Genomic DNA, 17,256 nt, shown 5'->3' on the forward strand with positions numbered 1-17,256 from the left:
GCATTTCAATGATTCAAAGCGCATACTTTTTTCTGATGCATGCATATTCTGACGGACCATAGCATATATGGAGCATTTTTCAATCATCCTCGCGCTGCTTCGGGCCGTATTGAAGCAACCCAGCCCGGTCGTAACCTCACATGCACAGCGCCTAGTGGCAGCGCTACGCAAAGACGGTCAGGAGGGGCAGGCCGACCAGTTGGCCAAATTGCTGGAGCGCGGCGAGCAAACCGGCCGCATGCAGCCTAGCCGCGTGGTGCTCTCGCGTGCCGCACTGCCGGGCGAGGCAGTGACACCGGCGGTCCGAGCGCCAGTGGACAAGGAAACGGGCGCACCCCTGGCGGATATTTTGTTGCCCGGCACGTTGCAGACGACCGTCGCGCCGGTGCTCAACAGCAGCCTGAGTGGTTCGGTCGAGGCACTGATCAAAGAGTGGCGGCACTTGGATCGATTGCGTGCGATGGGCATTCGGCCGCCGCTAAATTGCCTACTGTTCGGCTCGCCAGGCACAGGCAAGACCAAGTTGGCCCAGATCGTAAGTCGAGAGATTGGCCTACCCTTGATCACCGCTCGCCTGGATGGATTGATCTCCTCCTACTTGGGGACCACCGCGCGCAACATCTCAACGCTGTTTTCCTTTGCCAATCGCTACCAGTGCGTACTGCTGCTCGACGAGTTCGATGCCATCGCCAAGGCCCGCGACGATGCGCACGAGGTGGGCGAGATCAAGCGCGTGGTAAACACGTTGCTGCAGTGCCTGGACCAGCGCAGCGAACTGGGGATCACGATCGCTATCACCAACCACGAACAGCTGCTCGATAGCGCTATTTGGCGTCGCTTCGACATTCGCGTGGCCGTGCCCAAGCCTGATCTGGGCTCGCGCCTGGAAATCGTCAATCGCTATGTCACGCCGTTAGATGTTTCGCAGCCCGAGCGTCGCTTTTTGGCGTGGCTGACCGAAGGGTTGACGGGCAGCGAAATCGAAACCCTGACTAATGCCATCAAGCGCGCAGCTGCGATGAATCCCCATGCTGAGTTTTCCGTGCTTGAGGCCCTGAAGATCCACGCACTACTCAGCTCCAATCATCGCAGTCATCCACGCTGGGAGCTGCTGCTCGGACCCCTGGAGCCGTTGGCAGCCACCTTGGCAGCCGACCGGGAGTTGGCCTTCACCCAGGAAGACCTTGCGCGCTTCTTCGGCAAAGACCAATCCACCATCAGCCGCTGGATACGCAAGCTTCGTGAGGTGAATTAATGCCCAATAATCCGCTCCAGATCATACTCAATACCAACGACTACCAGCACATCCCCGAGGTGACTCCCGGCGGCAAGGTCAAGGATTTCTTCAAGGGCCGCAATGAGGCCTTTGTGGCGCACCAGCACAAGCTGCTGGGAGACCTGGACCAAATCGAGAGAACCCTCAGCAGGGGTGGGCGGTCCGTCCTGTCGTATGTGCACGTCGCGCTCAATGAAGAGGCCTGGGCCAAATCGCACCGTCCGACAATGAAGCTGATGCCTCCAGCCAAGGTGCCATTGGTTGGTGGCACCAATCTGGGCGATATGATCGTCGAAGTCACGCCCGAGAACCTCGCGGCCATTCGCAACAGCATCAGCGAAGCGGAAGCCGATGTGCGCGAGGTCCTCAACCCGAAGACCAATAAAGTCGAACCACGGCCATCACGCGCCCGCGGCGAGGTTGGCGCGATCCGCTCGTTGCGCGCGCACCACGCTGCCGATCGCCGCGCGTTTTCGGCCTAGGAGGCGATTGCTTGGCTGTCAGATCCGCGCACCGGCGGCATGTATCTGGTGGAAACCTTCATCGACCCACGCCAGGTCCACGATCAAAAGGCGCACCAGCTGCGCGCTCGCGCGATCGAAGCCTACGCAGAGCTGCAGCAGGGCCTCGCGCACCTGGGTCTGCCGTTGGAGATCGAAGATACGGGGCAGCGATGGAAGAGCGTGCGGCTGTTGTTGCTGCGCCTGCAGACCAAGTCGGTCACGGCGCATGAATCTTTGCTGCGGTTCTTGGACGAGCAGCCAATCGTGCGGCGCGTGGCGTTGCCACCGATTGTAGAGGCCGAGCACGCGGCCGGTGCACCGGCGGGCGGGCCCGCGCCGATCGCGCCACCGCAGGGCAATGCGGACTACCCCGTGCTGGGGATCATTGATACCGGCATAGCCACCTTGCCCGTCTTGGAGCCGTGGTGTGCCGGTCGAACCGACCTGATTCCCGGAGATCAGCAGGACCGCTCGCACGGCACATTCATAGCTGGCCTGACGGCGGCGGCAACAGTGTTCAATCCTCATCCGGCGTTCGACGAGCTCGCCTGCAAGTTCTACGACCTGGGCATGCATCCGACACAGGCAGATGTTTACGACGATGTGTACCCGCGTGGGTTCCTTGACTTTCTGGAACAGTTGGATGCTGAACTGCCTGCGGCAATCGCACAAGGCGCACGCGTGTTCAATATGAGCCTATCGATTGAACGGCCGGTGTCGGACGCCGGCTACAGCGATTACGCTACCTTGATCGACGAGATCGCCGACAAGCACGACGTGCTCTTCGTGCTGCCTGCTGGCAACCTCAATGGTGGGCTGTGTCGATCGCCGTGGCCCGACAAGCCCGTCGACGTGCCGCCGATGCTCGCCGGCTATCGCTTTCCAGGCCAGGACCGCATGTTTCAGCCGGCCGAAAGCGTGCGCGCAGTGTCAGTCGGCGCGACCGATCCGCCGGATGGCGTTGGCCAACTGCGGCCGGCGGCGTATACGCGTCGTGGCCCCGGCACGGGACTGGGCCTCAAGCCAGATGTGGCCCACGTTGGCAGCTTGCATTCACTCGACCCCGGCGGCGCGACCGTAGCAGGCATGGGGACCAGTTACGCCGCGCCTCTAGCCGCCCGAACCTTGGCTGCGCTGGATCACTTGATCGAAGGCGAGGTCCAGCGCGAGACATTGATCGGCATGCTTGTACATCATGCGCAAATGCCTGCACCGCTGGCCGACGCCCGCGTGAGCACCTTCGCATCCGACTTTGTTGGCCACGGTATCCCCAGCCATGCGCTGGACATGCTGATGACCGACGACCACGCCATCACCTTGGCTTTCGTGGGTACGTTGCAGGCTGCCCACGAGTTGGAGTTCAACTTCACGTGGCCGGCGAGCTTGGTCAGTGACACCGGTGCCTGCCGTGGTCGTGCGCGCATGACCTTGGCCTATCGCACCCCTACGCATGGCCGCTTCGGCGCCGAGTACGTGCGCGTCAACGTTGATGCGTATCTGCGCCAAGAGCAGATCGACACTGCCACGGGGGAAGTCAGCTGGGCTGGGCGCCTGAAATCGGAAGGCAAAATCTACGAAAAGCACCTGCTGGATCACGGTCGCAAGTGGTGGCCGATCAAGCGCTTCGACCAGGTCTTCCCGCGCGGAAAGGGCAATTCCTCGCAGTGGCGGCTGGTCGTGGATTCGCTGTGTCGCACCGACGTCAAGTTCCCGGACGAAGGTGTCCCCTTCGCCGTGATCTTGACGCTCGATGACCCAACCGGCCACGCCCCCGTTTTTAACGAGTTGCGGCAGACCTTGCGCACCAGCGGCGCGCGCATTTCCGATATCCGCACTGCGGTTCGTGTCGTCCCGCGCGTATAGCGGTCTCTTGGACCCGCGGGCGCGGCCGGACCGCGTCGAAACCCGCTCGCACTCATTACATGAAGGGGATTGATCAGTCTTCTAGAAGGCGAGCGGCGGGATTCGCTGTGGCTACGCCCGTCTGGAAGTATCCGATCACGCTCGAAACGGCCCTGTGCTCGGTTAGTTGCATAATGGCTGGCAGCGGAACACCCTGCCGGCTCGCCTCCGTCACAAATCCGGAGCGCAGGCTGTGCCCACCAAAATTCCCCTCCAGCGCTGCCAGGCGCGCCCGTCGCTGCACGATTTCTCCAATGGCAGCTGGCGACAGGGCAGGGCCAATGCGCTGTTTCCATAAGCGGCGAAAAATCGCCCCTTCGACGATGCCGGCGGTCGTCAGCCACGCCTCTAACGCTTGCGCCGCCCGATCCAAGACGGGCTTGTCGGGTGTCGACGCCGCGGTGACGCCGGCCTGCTGGGTCTTGCTGTGCTCCAGGCGGCAGATGAAACCCTGGGGTCCGATGCGACGCAGGTCGCGCAGATCGGCGGCGGCCATTTCACTGCGCCGACGTCCACCGCTAGCGAAGGCAAAGCAGAGCAGGGCGCGGTAGAGCGTGCACACCTAGAAGTCGATCGTGCTCGACAGGAAGCCAAGCAGTGGCAGCAACGTCACGAAGGCGCAGAACGGGTTCATAAAGATGTTGTCGCTGCCATGCAGGGCTAGCTCAATTTAGTCGCCGCCCAGTCGCGCGACTTTGAACAAGAGACTGCGCGGCAAGCTGGCCAGATAGCCGGATTAGAAAAGGCGTTATCGGAAGCCTATGCGGCAAAACCAAAGCGTCCGCTTTCCCCGAAAGCAAAGGCTTCCACACGCGCTCGCGCACCAAAGAAGTCGCCGGCAGGGTCAGGCCGCAAATAGCTCGATGTCAGAAGACGACCGAATAAGCGGACATGACACGATTAGCGGACAAACGACAGAATTAAGAGGACTGCGACAACTTCCGGCCCCTCCGGCCGGTGCCTATGATTTCGCATAATGTATATTATGTAAAATTATGAAAACCCCGTCCAAGGGCCGGCAATCTCGCGTTACTCACTCTCAGCGCCCATCCCAAGCCCCTCCCTCATTCCGGCGCAACATCACCCGCAGCTTCCGCCAACGGGCGCGCATAGTTGATGAGGGATTGGGTGAATTTGCCTGGTTCCTCGCTCATGGGTTCGTGGGCGGAGTGTTCGAACCAGACGAAGCGTTTCTGGGGTGCGCGAATGTTTTCGAACCATTCGTGGGCGACGTCCGAGTTCACGGTGCGGTCGAAGCGGCCCTCGAACATCAAGATCGGGCATTTGAAGTCGAGGTGTTTGGACAGGTCCAGGGTCGAGACGAAAGACAGCAGATGTAACTCCGAGAATTCGTTGCCGTCGTAAATGTGTGGCGCCTGGGCGTCTGTGTAGTCGGGCGAGAGTCGGCCTGCGTGGCTCTCGTCTTCCTGGTCGTGGCGATAGGCCATGACGCCGCCGTAGTAATCCACCCAGCGATGCATTACCGCCATCTCCTTGAACGGCGATGGCGTCTTCGGATAAGGAGCGATGGCGCGAAGTTCGGTGATCGCCTCCTCGTTGTGGGCCGCCGTCGCCGCCGCCATGGCGAAGGCCCAACCTCGTCGCTCGCTTTCCGGCACGTTCGCGGCCTGCCCCACGCCGATATAGGCGTAAAGCCATTCCGGATGGCGCTGCGCCAATGCTTCGCCTAGATAGCTGCCCCAGGAGTGGCCGATCACGAAGATCTTCGACTTGCCGAGATCTTTGCGAAGCCGTTGGACCATCTCGTCGACATCGTCGTTGAAGCGCTGCGGGGTCATGGTGGGCGCCACAACCTTGGGATCGTTATCGAGATAGGTGCGGCCCGCGCCGCGCTGATCCCATTCGACGACCGTGAAATACTCTTCCCATTCGTGCGCATACCACCAGGACATCGGCGTCTCGACGTAACCGGGTCCGCCATGCAGGACCAGCAGCACCGGGTTGCGTCGATCCCTGCCCCGGATCGTGACGTACTGATCAATACCGCCGATCCGCAGCATCTTGGCCTCTTCGATGCCGTTGGGTGTCACGATCTTCCGCAGGTCGCGAACGACCTCGGTCGCCTCTGCTCGGTCGCGCGGCCGAGGCGCGATATTGGTTTGCGCCGATGCAGCCGAGGCAAAGCAAAGGCAGGCAAAACCAGCCGAGATGACGGCTCGCCAAAGCGCTACCTGTGGGAACCGGCGCTCGATGTGTGACTCGACCTGCCCAGTCGTCGGAACAAGGATTCTTTGCATGAAATGCGCGCTCGTGCGTCAAGGCCCGCCGACTGCCGCCGAACCGTCTCGAATAGGTGAAGCACAGGCAACCTCACCAGGCATGATGAGGCTCCATGTAGCCAGGCGAACACAACCACGATGGTGGAAGCTGGCCGCGTCGTGGAGAATTACAACCGCAAGACACGCATCCCGCGTGTGCCGAACGTCACTGCTTCGCACCGTGTCAAAGCGAGGTCGGAAAGTGATGCAAAGACCAGGCCGCTTTTGACTTGATGGCGAATTCCCTCGCGTTGGCAACATCGAGGTCACCCTCGGTCGTGACGCTGCGCAGGAAACGCATCCACCTCAATACAGATGCCGATCGTTTCCCGGCTATAGATAACCATCGCTCATGATCTTCGCCATCTGAATTCCTTCGTTGCCATATCGCACCAAGAGGGCGACGTCGATCTTCCTGGACAGTTCTGCAAGGTCGATCGATTCGAATGCGGCTTGCACGGGAAGCAGTGCGCCAAACTCGGATCGGATGGCACTGACCAGGCGAACGATCAACAGGGAATGACCGCCAAAGTCGTACAGTCCGGTGTCGCGCCCCATGACCTCGGGATCTACACCAAGGAGGCTCGACCACAACTTCGACAGGCGAACTTCCGTCTCGGTTTGAGGAGTTTGACGGGATCCCTTCGGCGGGTCGGCGAGACGCGATTGCAGTTGCTTCTTGTCGATCTTTCCATTCGACGTCAACGGCATGGTAATCACCGGAACGAACTCCGCCGGAACCATATGCGCAGGAAGTCGCCCGCGGACAAACGATTTCAGCGTCTCCAACCATGCGCCTTCGTCATCGTCGTCGCCCACAGTTTCCTGGCGCTCCACATAGGCCATCAGCAGTTTGTCCCCGGCCTCACGCTCGTGGACAAGGACGGCGGCGGATTTCACCGCGCTGCCCTGCTCTATGCACTGCCTGATCTCACCGAGTTCGATGCGAAAACCCCGTATCTTCACCTGCTCGTCCAGGCGGCCGACATACTCCAGTTCGCCGCTGGCGTTGTATCGGACGTAGTCGCCCGTTCGATAGACGCGCTCTCCCCGCTTGGCGGGAAAACCTTCCGCCAGGAATTTCTGGGCAGTCAGGTCTGGCGCATGAAGGTATCCGCGAGCGAGCCCGTCACCCGCGATGTAAAGTTCGCCGATGGAACCGTAGGGCGACAGGCGAGCCTTCGCATCGAGCACATACAACCGCGTTCCGGCGATGGCTCGACCGATAACCGGGGGCTGCGTCAGAACTTCGCGAAAAACGGCATAAGTCGAATACGTAGTGTCTTCCGAAGGTCCGTAGAGATTGATCACCCGTTCGCATTGACCGGTCGCCAACAGACTGTTGACCAGCGACATGGAAAGAGGCTCGCCGGCCAGGTTGACGGTTCGCAGGCTGGAAGGAAGCGCGCCGCGATCGAGCACGGCCTTCATGGCCGAAGGAACCGTATTGATCAGGGTGACGTCGCGCGGATGGTCGATCAACGTCAGGATGTCCTTGACCAGCACGCAGCACCCGCCTGTCATCAAGGGCGCGAAGAGTTCGAATACTGATAGATCGAAGTTGAGGGACGTGCTGGCAAGGGTCATCGCCAGGTCTTCGGGCGCGTAGACGGTTCTGGCCCAGTCGAGCAGGGCAACGGCGGCGGCGTGCGGAATCTGCACGCCCTTCGGCTTCCCGGTCGAGCCCGAGGTGTAGATGACATAAGCTAGATGATGTGCCGCCACCTCCGTGCCGGGTCCGCTTTCAAGGCCTGGTGTGGCGCCCAAGGCTTGCTCGACGCAGAGCACGTCTACGCCAAGCGGTGCAAACAGATGCGCATGCCGATCCTGGGTGATCACCAGGCGAGCGGCACTATCTTCCACCAGGGCGGTCAGTCGTTGCGGAGGATAGGCGCTATCCAGCGGCACATAGGCGCCGCCCGACTTCAGCACGCCCAGCACTGCCACCAGCAATTCCGCACTGCGCTCCAGGCAGACGCCCACCAGTGATTCTCTCGTGACGCCCCGGTCGATCAAGGATTGCGCCACCCGGTTTGCCAGGCCGCCCAGCTCTTTGTAGGTAAGACTGTGCAAGCCGTCATCGACGGCAATCGCATCGGGCGTAACACACGCTTGGCGTTCGAACAGATGATGCAGGCAGCCGCCGCTCCGCTGGCGCAACTGCGGATCGCCAAACCCGTCGAGCAGGCATTGACGTTCGATGGGCGGCAGTACTTCGATATCACTCAGTTTGAGCGCGGCCATATCCGGCAGCGAATCGACCAGAAACGCCAATCGATCCTGCATCAAGCTGGCGTCTTCCTCGCTGATGTAGTCCAGGTTATGGTCAAGCTGAAGCTCCACCTCTCCTGCCTCTCCGTACTCGCAAAGCGTCACCATCAGCGGAAGCGGCTCGTGGTGATGGCTGACGTAGACGAGCGCTCCCTCCCCTTCACCAAAGCGCATCGCACCGCCGAGCCGCAGATAGTTGAAGGCCACTTCGAAGGGCGTACGGCGCTTGCCGGCCAGGCCGAGGTCTCTCACGATGCCGCTGAGCGGGTAGCGTTGATGACGCAGGTCCGAAAGTTGCTGGCGACCCATGGATCTGACGTGTTCGCCAAACGTCCGCTCGTCATCCGGCATATCCACGCTAAGTACGCTCATGCCCATGAATACACCGAGCACGCGTTTGTACGCGGCTTTCCTCCGGTTGTGAAAAGGAACGCCGATCAGGATCCTCCGTTCGCTGCTGATGCGGTGAAGGTAGACGGACAGCAGGCCGAGAAAGAGCTGGGAAACACTCACGTCCATCGTTCTGGCCAGGGCAACCAGTGCATTGAATTTCTGCCGACTGATGGAAATGGCCCGACGCCGGCTCACCGCCTCCTGTTCGCCCGCACTTGCCGCGCGATAGCGAAGGTTGAACAAGCTCTGGGCTTCCGTCACCCGCTGGCGCCAATAGGCCCGATCGGAGTGAAACTTTCCGCTGCCGACATAGTCCTCGTCGTCCAGGGCGGCATCCTGCCACGTTGGACTCAAGGCGTTACTGGCCGAGCTGTCGTTATAGAGATCCGATAGCGCCGACGCCCAGTTGGAAAACCCCCAGCCGTCCATCGCGATGTGGTGAGCCAACCCCACATACCAATAGTGGTTCGCGGATAGCTTCACCAGTTGCGCCTTGAACAGCGGGCCGTTCTCGATGGCGATCGGCGTCGCCATGAAGTTATGCAGCCAAGCCCGTGCATGCCGCAGTGGATCGGCCTCCCGGCTAAGATCCATAAGCGGGAGATCGACCGAGCGCAGAGATGCGATGCATTGCCTCACGCCGTTGTCCGGCGTCGTCGCGACGCGCAAGCCGAAGATCTCTTCCCTGGAGACAAGCCGGCCATGGATCTCGTTGAGACGATCCATATCGATATCGCGGAGATCGATGTATCCGCCTACGTTGTAGAGCGGATTGCCTGGATGCTTGAGTTGATCCAGATAGATGTCGTTCTGAGTCAGCGTCAGCGCAAACCATTCGCCAAACATGTGGGATCATCCCTGTGGATAGGCTCGATAGGCTAGGCGAGCGTTTCCCGCACCGGACCCTTCTTGGCCGATGCCGGCCGCTCTTCTTTCGTCACCCGCCCCTCTTCCATCACGATCAGCTTGTCGGCGACATGGAAGTAGCGATCGTCATGACTGATCACCACAACCACCTTGCCGTTTCGCTTCAACTCCGGCAGAAGTTCGCTATAGAAGACTTCTTTGAAGACGGGATCCTGATCGGCAGCCCATTCGTCGAAGATATAGACGTCGCGGTCCTCCACGAAGGCCACAAGCAATGCCAGTCGCTTGCGCTGGCCGTCGGATAGGGCAAGCGTGGAGAATCTCCCCTGCTCGATCTTCACTTTGTTCTGCAAGCCAAGCCGGTGCAGGTAGCCCTCCAGTCGCGCGACATCCCACTGTGCGGCAGAATCGAGCAAACGGTCGAACAGGTAATAGTCGGTAAAGATGGCCGATATGCACTGCCTGGCGCTTTCCAGGGATGTGCGGTCGATCTTCGCCTGGCCGAAGAAGATATCGCCTTGCGACGGCATGTAGTGCAACGAGAGGATCTTGCCGAGCGTGGATTTTCCAGATCCGTTGCCGCCGACGATGAACGTTATTTCGCCGCGCGACAGCTCGATGTCTAAAGGTCCGAGCATGAAGCTGTTTTCCGCATCGCCGTACGCGTACGCGATGCCCATATAGCTCAGGCCATCCCAATGCCCCAGCGGCCGGATCTTCTCCTCCACATCCTCCTTGGGCAGGCTGCCGAACAGCTTCCTGATATTGCGCAAGGAAACGCGGGCGTTCAGCACCTGGGGCAATGCATTGAGAATGAGGGCCATCGGGCCGGTGATGTACAGCAAGACCATGATGGCGCCGATCAGCTTGTCCCGTTCGACGGCGTGATAGCCCACCAGCACATAGGCCACGATGCCGATGACGAAAAAGCTGAGAAGGTCGCCGTAGTTGCCGGCGGCCGAAACGATGGTGTTCGCGCGCTTGGTGTTCTTCAGCACGGCGTGCTCGCTTTCGATCAGCACGTCCGAAAAGTAACGCTCGCGCTTCGCCCGGCTCAGCTTGAGTTCCTTCGTCCCGGTAATGAGCCCGCGTATGGCTTCCTGCAGGCCGAGGAATTCGGTACGGCCGCGTTCGAAGTATCGGTTCCCTACCAGCATGGGTATCTGATAGGTAATGACGCCGAACACGATGGCCTTGACGACGAACCAGAAGATGACCGGGCTCAGCAGATACAGATAGCCGAGCATGCCGCCGATCGTAATGGCTGCCACCAGCATGTTCGGAAGCAGGGTTGCGCCGAGCACGATCCGGTTGACGTCGGTGGTGATGGCGACCAGGAGCTTCGAGTGGCCGGCCCTTTCGAGCTCGCTGATCGGCGCATCGAGGATCTGCAGATACGTCTTGATCCTGAGGTGGGTGGTGGCGTCCTGGGCCACACGTATGAGAAGGATCTGCGAAGCGGAGCGAAAAACCAGGATCAACACGCAGATGATCGCGAACAATAGCGCGAATTTGTAATCGCGAACATTGAAAAACGACAGCTGCGCCACCAGCGCAGGCGCATCCGCGCTGTTGGCGCCATCCATGCTCGCCATGACCAAGGGAATCAGCAGTGCGTAACTGACACCCGCCAGCGCACCAAACAACAGCGATAGAAAGGCCTTGTTGGGCGCTTTGTCGCTGAACAGCTTGAAGAGTTCCATGGGCGCCTTCAGTTCGGCAACAAGACAATGGTTTCGTGCCCGCCAGAAGCGGGGGCCTGTTTCATCTCCGTATAGTCGACATTGCGGAACGGAACGACCATGTCGGCGTAGTGCCTGCTGAGTACGTTGCCCGATTGACCAGTCGAGTTCATCAGCCAGTCGCGAAATACGCCGTCGCTCCCCTGTTGCATGATCTGTCGAAATCCCGCACCGAAAGTCTGTCGATAGCCGTCGCTCTCCTGATACATGGCGTTGGCGACATCGATGCTGTTGGGCGATCCGCCATTGGGAACGCGTCGCTCGAACCAGGGCGCTATCGAGGCGATCTTGCTGAAGGGCGTGTGCGCATAGTAGGTGTAGTGAATGCCGCCCCAGGACCACTTGGAAGGATCGCTGCCACTGCTGCGAGCGAGCTCGGCCAGGGCATCGTCCAATGCAGAGCGAAGAATGGATGCGCATGAGCGTTCACCGGTTGCTTCGCACCACCCGCCCCGGACGTCGGTGAGTGCCGCCAGGATACGGTCGTAGCCTGCATTGACGATCAACTTGTCTAGCGCGGCGGTCTGTCGTGACCTGTTCCAGAAGGTCTGCAGGGAATTGGCGAACAGGCGCTCGCCCAGATGACGCGACCACACGAAGAAGAGTGCGGCGGCCGGGCTGTCTTGTTGCATGTCGCCATTCCAGGCCTGCAGCGGAGCAAGCGCCCTGGCCTCCTTGTCGTTCGCGGGCTTTACCTGCTTCAGATACGCCAGCAGCGAGGATGCGCTGAGATCCTTGGTGTCCGCTTGCATGTGCCCGAAATCAGCGACGGTCAGCGGAGTTCCGCTATCGATCCTTTCCTTCAGCAACTGCCCTATGCGCAAAGCCCTTGCAGGAGGCGCCCAGTGGCTCGATATGAAGTAGGGATAGCTGTCGTCAACCGGTTTGTTGTTGGCGGAAACGACATAGCCCGAAGGCGGATCGAATGTTTGCGGCCAATCCTTGAAGGGAATGTAACCCGTCCAGCGATACGTATCGTCCCAGCCCGGCTCGGGTACCTGACCGTCGCCCGCGAGACGCAGTGGTATACGCCCCACCCCGAATGAGCCGAAGTGGTTGGCCTTGTCGATATAGACCATATTGAGGGCTGGCGCGACGTAGCCGCGAAAGGCTTCCCGAAAACTCTGCCAGTCGGTCGCGTAGCCGAGGCGGTAGAAGGCCTCGTAGGAAGCGTCGTCCGGGTCCAGCGCCGTCCAGCGCAATGCCATGGGCTGTTCGAGCGAGTCGATGACATCGCTCACCACCGGCCCGTCAACCGTAGTGCGGACACGAATCTTGACCGGCTCGCGAGGTGCACGCAGCCAGGTCGGGAAGTCCGCCTTGACCCCGATGGATTCGACCCGGGCGCCGAAGTTCGTCCAGCGGCCGTCGTGCCAGTACTGCTCCGCATTGTCCGGATTGATGCGCTCGACGCGCAGGTCCTGCACGTCGGCCATCATGCTGGTGCCGCCCCAGGCAATAGAGGCGTTGTGACCGAAGACGATCACGGGCATGCCGACCAGGGTCATGCCACCCGCATCCAGCAGCTTTCCCTTGAGTTGCGCGGCGTACCACAGCGAAGGCATCTGCAGGCCAAGGTGCGGATCGTTGGCAAGCGCCGCCTGCCCGCCCTGCATGTATTTGCCGGAAACCGCCCAGGCATTGCTGCCCACGTACTTGCCGCCGAGCTTCCAGTTGTTCTGCAAGGACGCCTGAAGGCCGAGCCAGGAGACGGGCGTTTTTGCTGCCAGCCCAGTCGACTTCAATGAGATCCGGTAGCCTAGCAAGTCCTGCATCTGATCGCCCGTGAGGTATTGCGCGGCGACGCTGTTGGATATTTCGTCCCACATGTTCCCGGCGAGATTCAAGGCGAAGACCTTGGACCACGCCAGCGAGTCGAGCGGCCGCCACGGCTCCGGCCGAATCCCCATGATCAGAAATTCCGGAGGAAGTACCGGATGTTCCGCCAGGCGAGCATTGATGCCATTGGCATACGCAGTGAGTGACGCCTGAGCTTCGGGGCTCAGATGAGTCCAGCTCGACGCGGCGGATGCATACAGCCCAAGGGTTCGCATCCACGCATCCTGCTGGATGGTGTCACGCCCGAATATCTCGCTGAGTCTTCCCTGCGCAAGGCGCCGCTCAAGTTCCAGTTGCCACAGGCGGTCCTGGGCATGCGCATAGCCCAGGGCGAAATAAGCATCGTCGTCCGTCCCCGCCTCGATGTAGACGATGCCGTGGGCGTCGCGCGAGATGACCGTTCTTCCGCTCACGGCCATCTTGCGCGGCTGGCCATCGATGGCGGGAAGGCTCCGGCGCAGATAGCCGTAGCCCGCTGCGATCAGCAGCAGCAACGGGATCAGCACGAAGCACGCAAAACGCGAACTCAGGGGATATCGCTTGAACACCTGATGAATCCTCCTCCCCGGGGTGCGTGGCACCCGCATTCGTGGTGTCAGCGATTCGGACATGCCATGCCGGTCAACACCTTGCGGGCACCGGCATAGGACTCTCGTCCGTGCGTGAAGCGCATGTTGTCCAGCAACAGCAGATCGTTCCTGTGCCAGGTAAATCTGATCTTGGTCCGCTCGTACACCTCGCGAATGGTCTCCAGCGCGTCGGCTTCAATGGGTGTGCCGTCGCCGTAGTAGGTATTTCTCGGCAAGTTCTCCTCGCCGAGCGAAGCGAGCAAGGTCTCGGCCATCTCCCTGCCAAGACTGGATACATGAAAGAGATGCGCCTGATTGAACCACAGCTTTTCGCCCGTCACCGGGTGCGCAGCGACAGCGGGATTGATCTGTTTCGTGCGCAGCGCACCTTGCGGCAGCCATTCGAAGCTCAGCTCATTGTCGATGCAATAGGCTTCGACGTCCGCCCTTTCCTCGGTTTGAAATACCACCTGCCACGGCAGATCGAGCTGCGAGTAGTTGCGTACGTACGTCACGCCGCGCTGCTCGAATTTCTCGCGAAGATCCCTGGGTAGAAGGTCGTAGACTACCCTGCTGTCGCCGATGGGCGTTTCGCCGCCCGTTTCTGACGGGAGCATGCACAGGAAGCCGATTCGGTTCGGCCAGTGCCGCGAGTACGAGTTCTCGTTGTGCTGGGGAATGACTTCGCTTGCGGGGTATTCGGTGGCCGTGAAGACATTGCCGCGCAGCGCCGTGCGCGGTGTGGATCGGTAGACATACTCCAGCAGGTCCGCGCCAAGGAGCGTGGCCAGGAGTTTGCCGAATTGCGTGCTGCCCAATACTTTGAGACCCCGAATCAGGACGGCTCCGTGGTTCTGCAGCAAGGACTGGATTGCCCGGGCATTTTCCTCCGCCCAGTCCTGCGCGGTTAGGTGGGTGGCCGTGACATCGAGCAGCAGCTGAAGTCCGCCGACCGGTTCGAGATCGTTCACGGCGATACTTTGCGATTCGGCAACTGCATGGCTCATGGAACTTCTCCTTGAAGGGACAACGGAACGCTGAGAATGGGCAAAACGGAGGGCTACACGCGCGTAGCTTCCGACGGGGAGAGGCGTGATGCCCGCCAAGCAGGGACTAGCGCGGAAAGCTGCCCCAGGCACAGCAACATGAGCGCGCCGGCGACCAGATAGAGTGGCGACAGGCGCTGCATCTCGAAGTCGCTCACCAGCCAGATGTTGAGACCCAGGGCGAGAAGAATGCCCGCCACGACGCCTGCCCCGCTGATGACACCGTTCTCGATCAGGAAGTAGCTGAGAATGTCGCGACGAGTCGCCCCCAGAGCACGGCGCACGCCGATCTGCCTTCGACGTTGCGCGACCCAGAAGCTCGTCAGGCCGACGATGCCGGCTGAAGTGATCGACAGCAGCGCTATGCAGATCACCATCATGACCACCGCCATCCCGTGGTCCTTGCGGTAGGCATCCGCCTTGATCTGCTCGAACGATTGAATGCCGTGCGCCGGATCGATGACGCGATCGGGATTGGCTGCATACAGACGCTCTGGAATGGCTGCCGTCACCGCGGCCGAGCGCCCCGGCGCAGTACGGACGATGTAGTACTGGGACTGATCCAGCCGATACGGCACCAGCACCGAGCGTTGATCCCACTGGGTCGCAAAACTGTCCAGCCAGGGCACCTGCAGGCGCGGCACCACACCGATCACCGTGCTCGGTTTGGACGACATGTAGATCACCTGCCCAAGCGCCGATCCTTTCGGGAACATCCGATCCGCCAGATCCTTGGTGATGATGACCACAGCCGGCGTCAGATGGCCGTGCACGTCCATTTCGCCAATCTCGTCGGCCCTGAAGTTCCGGCCGGCGAGCAACTTGAGATCGAGCGTGTTCACCGTGTGCTCGTCCGAGAAATACATCGCGGCGCTGGTCGTTGGACTGCGCTGATCGGGCGCATAGCTCAATCCCATGGGCCAACCATTGTTGCCCAGCGGATAGGCATTGCTTGCGTAGACGTCCACCACGCCGGGAATCTGCCGCAGCACCGCGAGGTCCGACGCGGTGAGGGCACGCAATTGATCCGCTGCAGGCTTGTTCGCCCATTGGCTTTCGACGCGGAGAATCTGGGCCTCGTTGATGCCGGTCGGACGCGACAGGTGGTCGACGCGCAAATGGACGATATGCAGGGCGTTGCAGACGATAGCCAGCGTCAGGGCAATCTGGAGCGCGATGAGGATCGTGCCGGCCTTGTGTCGCTTCAGTGCGACGATCACAGGTGCGATTTGCATGGTTATCAACCCGCCTTCAGTTGGCCGCCGGGCGGCACTTGCGCCGCGCGCCATGTCGGATAGAACGCCGCGGTCATCGCCGAGATCACCGCCACGGCCAGAGTGAGCAGGAACAGGCCCGGATCCATATGCGCGAGGCGTGCGATATCCGGCTCGAACAGCAGGCCGATACACGACATGCCCAGCTCCGTAAGCAGCAAGCCGAGCACACCGCCGGCCAAGCCCACCATTCCTGCCTCGACCAGGAATTGCACGTAGATCTGCCGCCTGGACGCGCCCAGCGCGCGACGAACACCGATTTCTCCGGTGCGCCGCATGAACTTTGCCAGCAGCAGACCGACGGTATTGACCAGGCAGACGATCATGAATGCCAGCGACACCAGCAACGACACCTTGCTTTCCTGCGGCGCGACATGCTCGTAGTCGAGCCATTCCGTGACGTTGCGAAGCCGCGTATTGGGCGGCCAGTTGAAGCGGCCGGCGTGTTGCTGCTCGAACGCATAGCCCTGGAGAAACGTCCGGTAGTGCTGCACAGCGCTTGCGTCCGGTAGTTCCACCCAGAGGGAGATCCATACGCATTGCGAGCGCAACCATTTGTCCCAGCCGGTTCCACCGCGGCCATTGCAGGCATTGGTCCCTTTCGTTTCCACCTGCAGATCGACCGCCCGTGTGAACGGCAGGAACACGTCGGGGGCCGCACTGGCGAAGCCGTTCGCGTTTGCGGCGTCATAGAAGCGCGGGTGGGGATTCCAGTCGGCGACAACCCCCTGGATTCGGTAGGCGTGCCCGTCCAGCACGATCTGCTTGCCGACGGTATTGGCGCCGCCGAACAGCAGTTGATTGAGCCTTTCGCCAATCACCACCGTATCCGATCGCTGCCTGTCCTCTTCGGCGCCCCACGCATTGCCGTAACGAAATGGAACCTCGAACATGCTGAAGAAATCGGCATAGGTTGCGTAACCGTTGATCGCAAACGGCTTGTGCACGGCGTCTCCCGGCAGCACCGAAAACGCAACCGGGTAGATGGCCGTCTGCCTGCTCGCAGCATGTGCATCCATGAGCGCCATGGCGTCGGTATAGCTCAGCAGATCCGGGGGCTCAGCCGGATCGCCGACCTTCTGCGGCCCCCAGTTGTCCACTTGCGGCACGAACAGCTGGTTCGACTTCCACGGAATCGGGTTGCCCGAAACCGCCCTGAAAACCGCGTAGCTGGTCATGGAGGCCGCGACGCCAAAACCGATCGTTATCGCCATCAACACGGTGAGCACCGGCATGCGCTTGAGGCTGCGAATGCCAAGGTGGATGTAGTAGACCAGCATGTCGAACTGGATCGC

At 60.8% G+C, this 17,256-nt stretch carries 10 protein-coding genes and 1 pseudogene; 3 read left to right on the plus strand and 8 right to left on the minus strand.

The genetic code is table 11. The features are described from left to right. The first annotated feature begins 67 nt into the window (after nt 1–67). The 3 genes from ACN9MB_RS11120 to ACN9MB_RS11130 are packed head-to-tail and all read left to right on the plus strand — an operon-like array spanning nt 68 to nt 3,642. The gene (locus ACN9MB_RS11120) at nt 68–1,255 is read left to right on the plus strand and encodes an AAA family ATPase (RefSeq protein WP_426268866.1); all 1,188 of its coding nucleotides are present in this window, start codon (nt 68–70) and stop codon (nt 1,253–1,255) included. Continuing rightward, nucleotides 1,255–1,758, plus strand: a complete 504-nt coding sequence (locus tag ACN9MB_RS11125; RefSeq protein WP_426268867.1) for a hypothetical protein — start codon at nt 1,255–1,257, stop codon at nt 1,756–1,758. The genes ACN9MB_RS11120 and ACN9MB_RS11125 overlap by 1 nt, the downstream gene beginning before the upstream one ends. Nucleotides 1,759–1,797: 39 nt before the next feature. Then, on the plus strand, nt 1,798–3,642 hold the full coding sequence (locus ACN9MB_RS11130; protein ID WP_426268868.1) for a S8 family serine peptidase: 1,845 nt from the start codon (nt 1,798–1,800) through the stop codon (nt 3,640–3,642). A 73-nt stretch (nt 3,643–3,715) separates the two neighbouring features. Here ACN9MB_RS11130 and ACN9MB_RS11135 read toward each other — a convergent pair. The 8 genes and pseudogenes from ACN9MB_RS11135 to ACN9MB_RS11170 form a co-directional block, all read right to left on the minus strand. Continuing rightward, nucleotides 3,716–4,228, minus strand: a pseudogene (locus ACN9MB_RS11135) (tyrosine-type recombinase/integrase); the annotation flags it as partial. A gap of 517 nt (nt 4,229–4,745) precedes the next feature. After that, complete coding sequence (locus ACN9MB_RS11140) at nt 4,746–5,939, minus strand: alpha/beta fold hydrolase (RefSeq protein ID WP_426268869.1); 1,194 nt, start codon at nt 5,937–5,939, stop codon at nt 4,746–4,748. A gap of 354 nt (nt 5,940–6,293) precedes the next feature. Then, nucleotides 6,294–9,470 carry a non-ribosomal peptide synthetase gene (locus ACN9MB_RS11145; RefSeq protein ID WP_426268870.1) on the minus strand — a complete coding sequence of 1,059 codons (3,177 nt, stop codon included), beginning with the start codon at nt 9,468–9,470 and terminating at the stop codon, nt 6,294–6,296. Between the two features lie 32 nt (nt 9,471–9,502). Continuing rightward, nucleotides 9,503–11,194, minus strand: a complete 1,692-nt coding sequence (locus ACN9MB_RS11150; protein ID WP_426268871.1) for a cyclic peptide export ABC transporter — start codon at nt 11,192–11,194, stop codon at nt 9,503–9,505. Between the two features lie 8 nt (nt 11,195–11,202). After that, nucleotides 11,203–13,620, minus strand: a complete 2,418-nt coding sequence (locus ACN9MB_RS11155; protein WP_426268872.1) for a penicillin acylase family protein — start codon at nt 13,618–13,620, stop codon at nt 11,203–11,205. A 47-nt stretch (nt 13,621–13,667) separates the two neighbouring features. After that, nucleotides 13,668–14,648 carry a TauD/TfdA family dioxygenase gene (locus ACN9MB_RS11160; RefSeq protein WP_426268873.1) on the minus strand — a complete coding sequence of 327 codons (981 nt, stop codon included), beginning with the start codon at nt 14,646–14,648 and terminating at the stop codon, nt 13,668–13,670. A 53-nt stretch (nt 14,649–14,701) separates the two neighbouring features. Beyond that, a complete protein-coding gene (locus ACN9MB_RS11165; protein ID WP_426268874.1) occupies nt 14,702–15,907 on the minus strand; it encodes an ABC transporter permease in 1,206 nt (401 codons plus the stop codon). Nucleotides 15,908–15,927: 20 nt separating this feature from the next. Continuing rightward, nucleotides 15,928–17,241, minus strand: coding sequence for an ABC transporter permease (locus ACN9MB_RS11170; protein WP_426271908.1), 1,314 nt, complete (start codon nt 17,239–17,241; stop codon nt 15,928–15,930). Nucleotides 17,242–17,256: the final 15 nt, after the last annotated feature.

This window comes from Dyella kyungheensis (genome assembly GCF_049913195.1).
Lineage (GTDB): Bacteria > Pseudomonadota > Gammaproteobacteria > Xanthomonadales > Rhodanobacteraceae > Dyella > Dyella kyungheensis.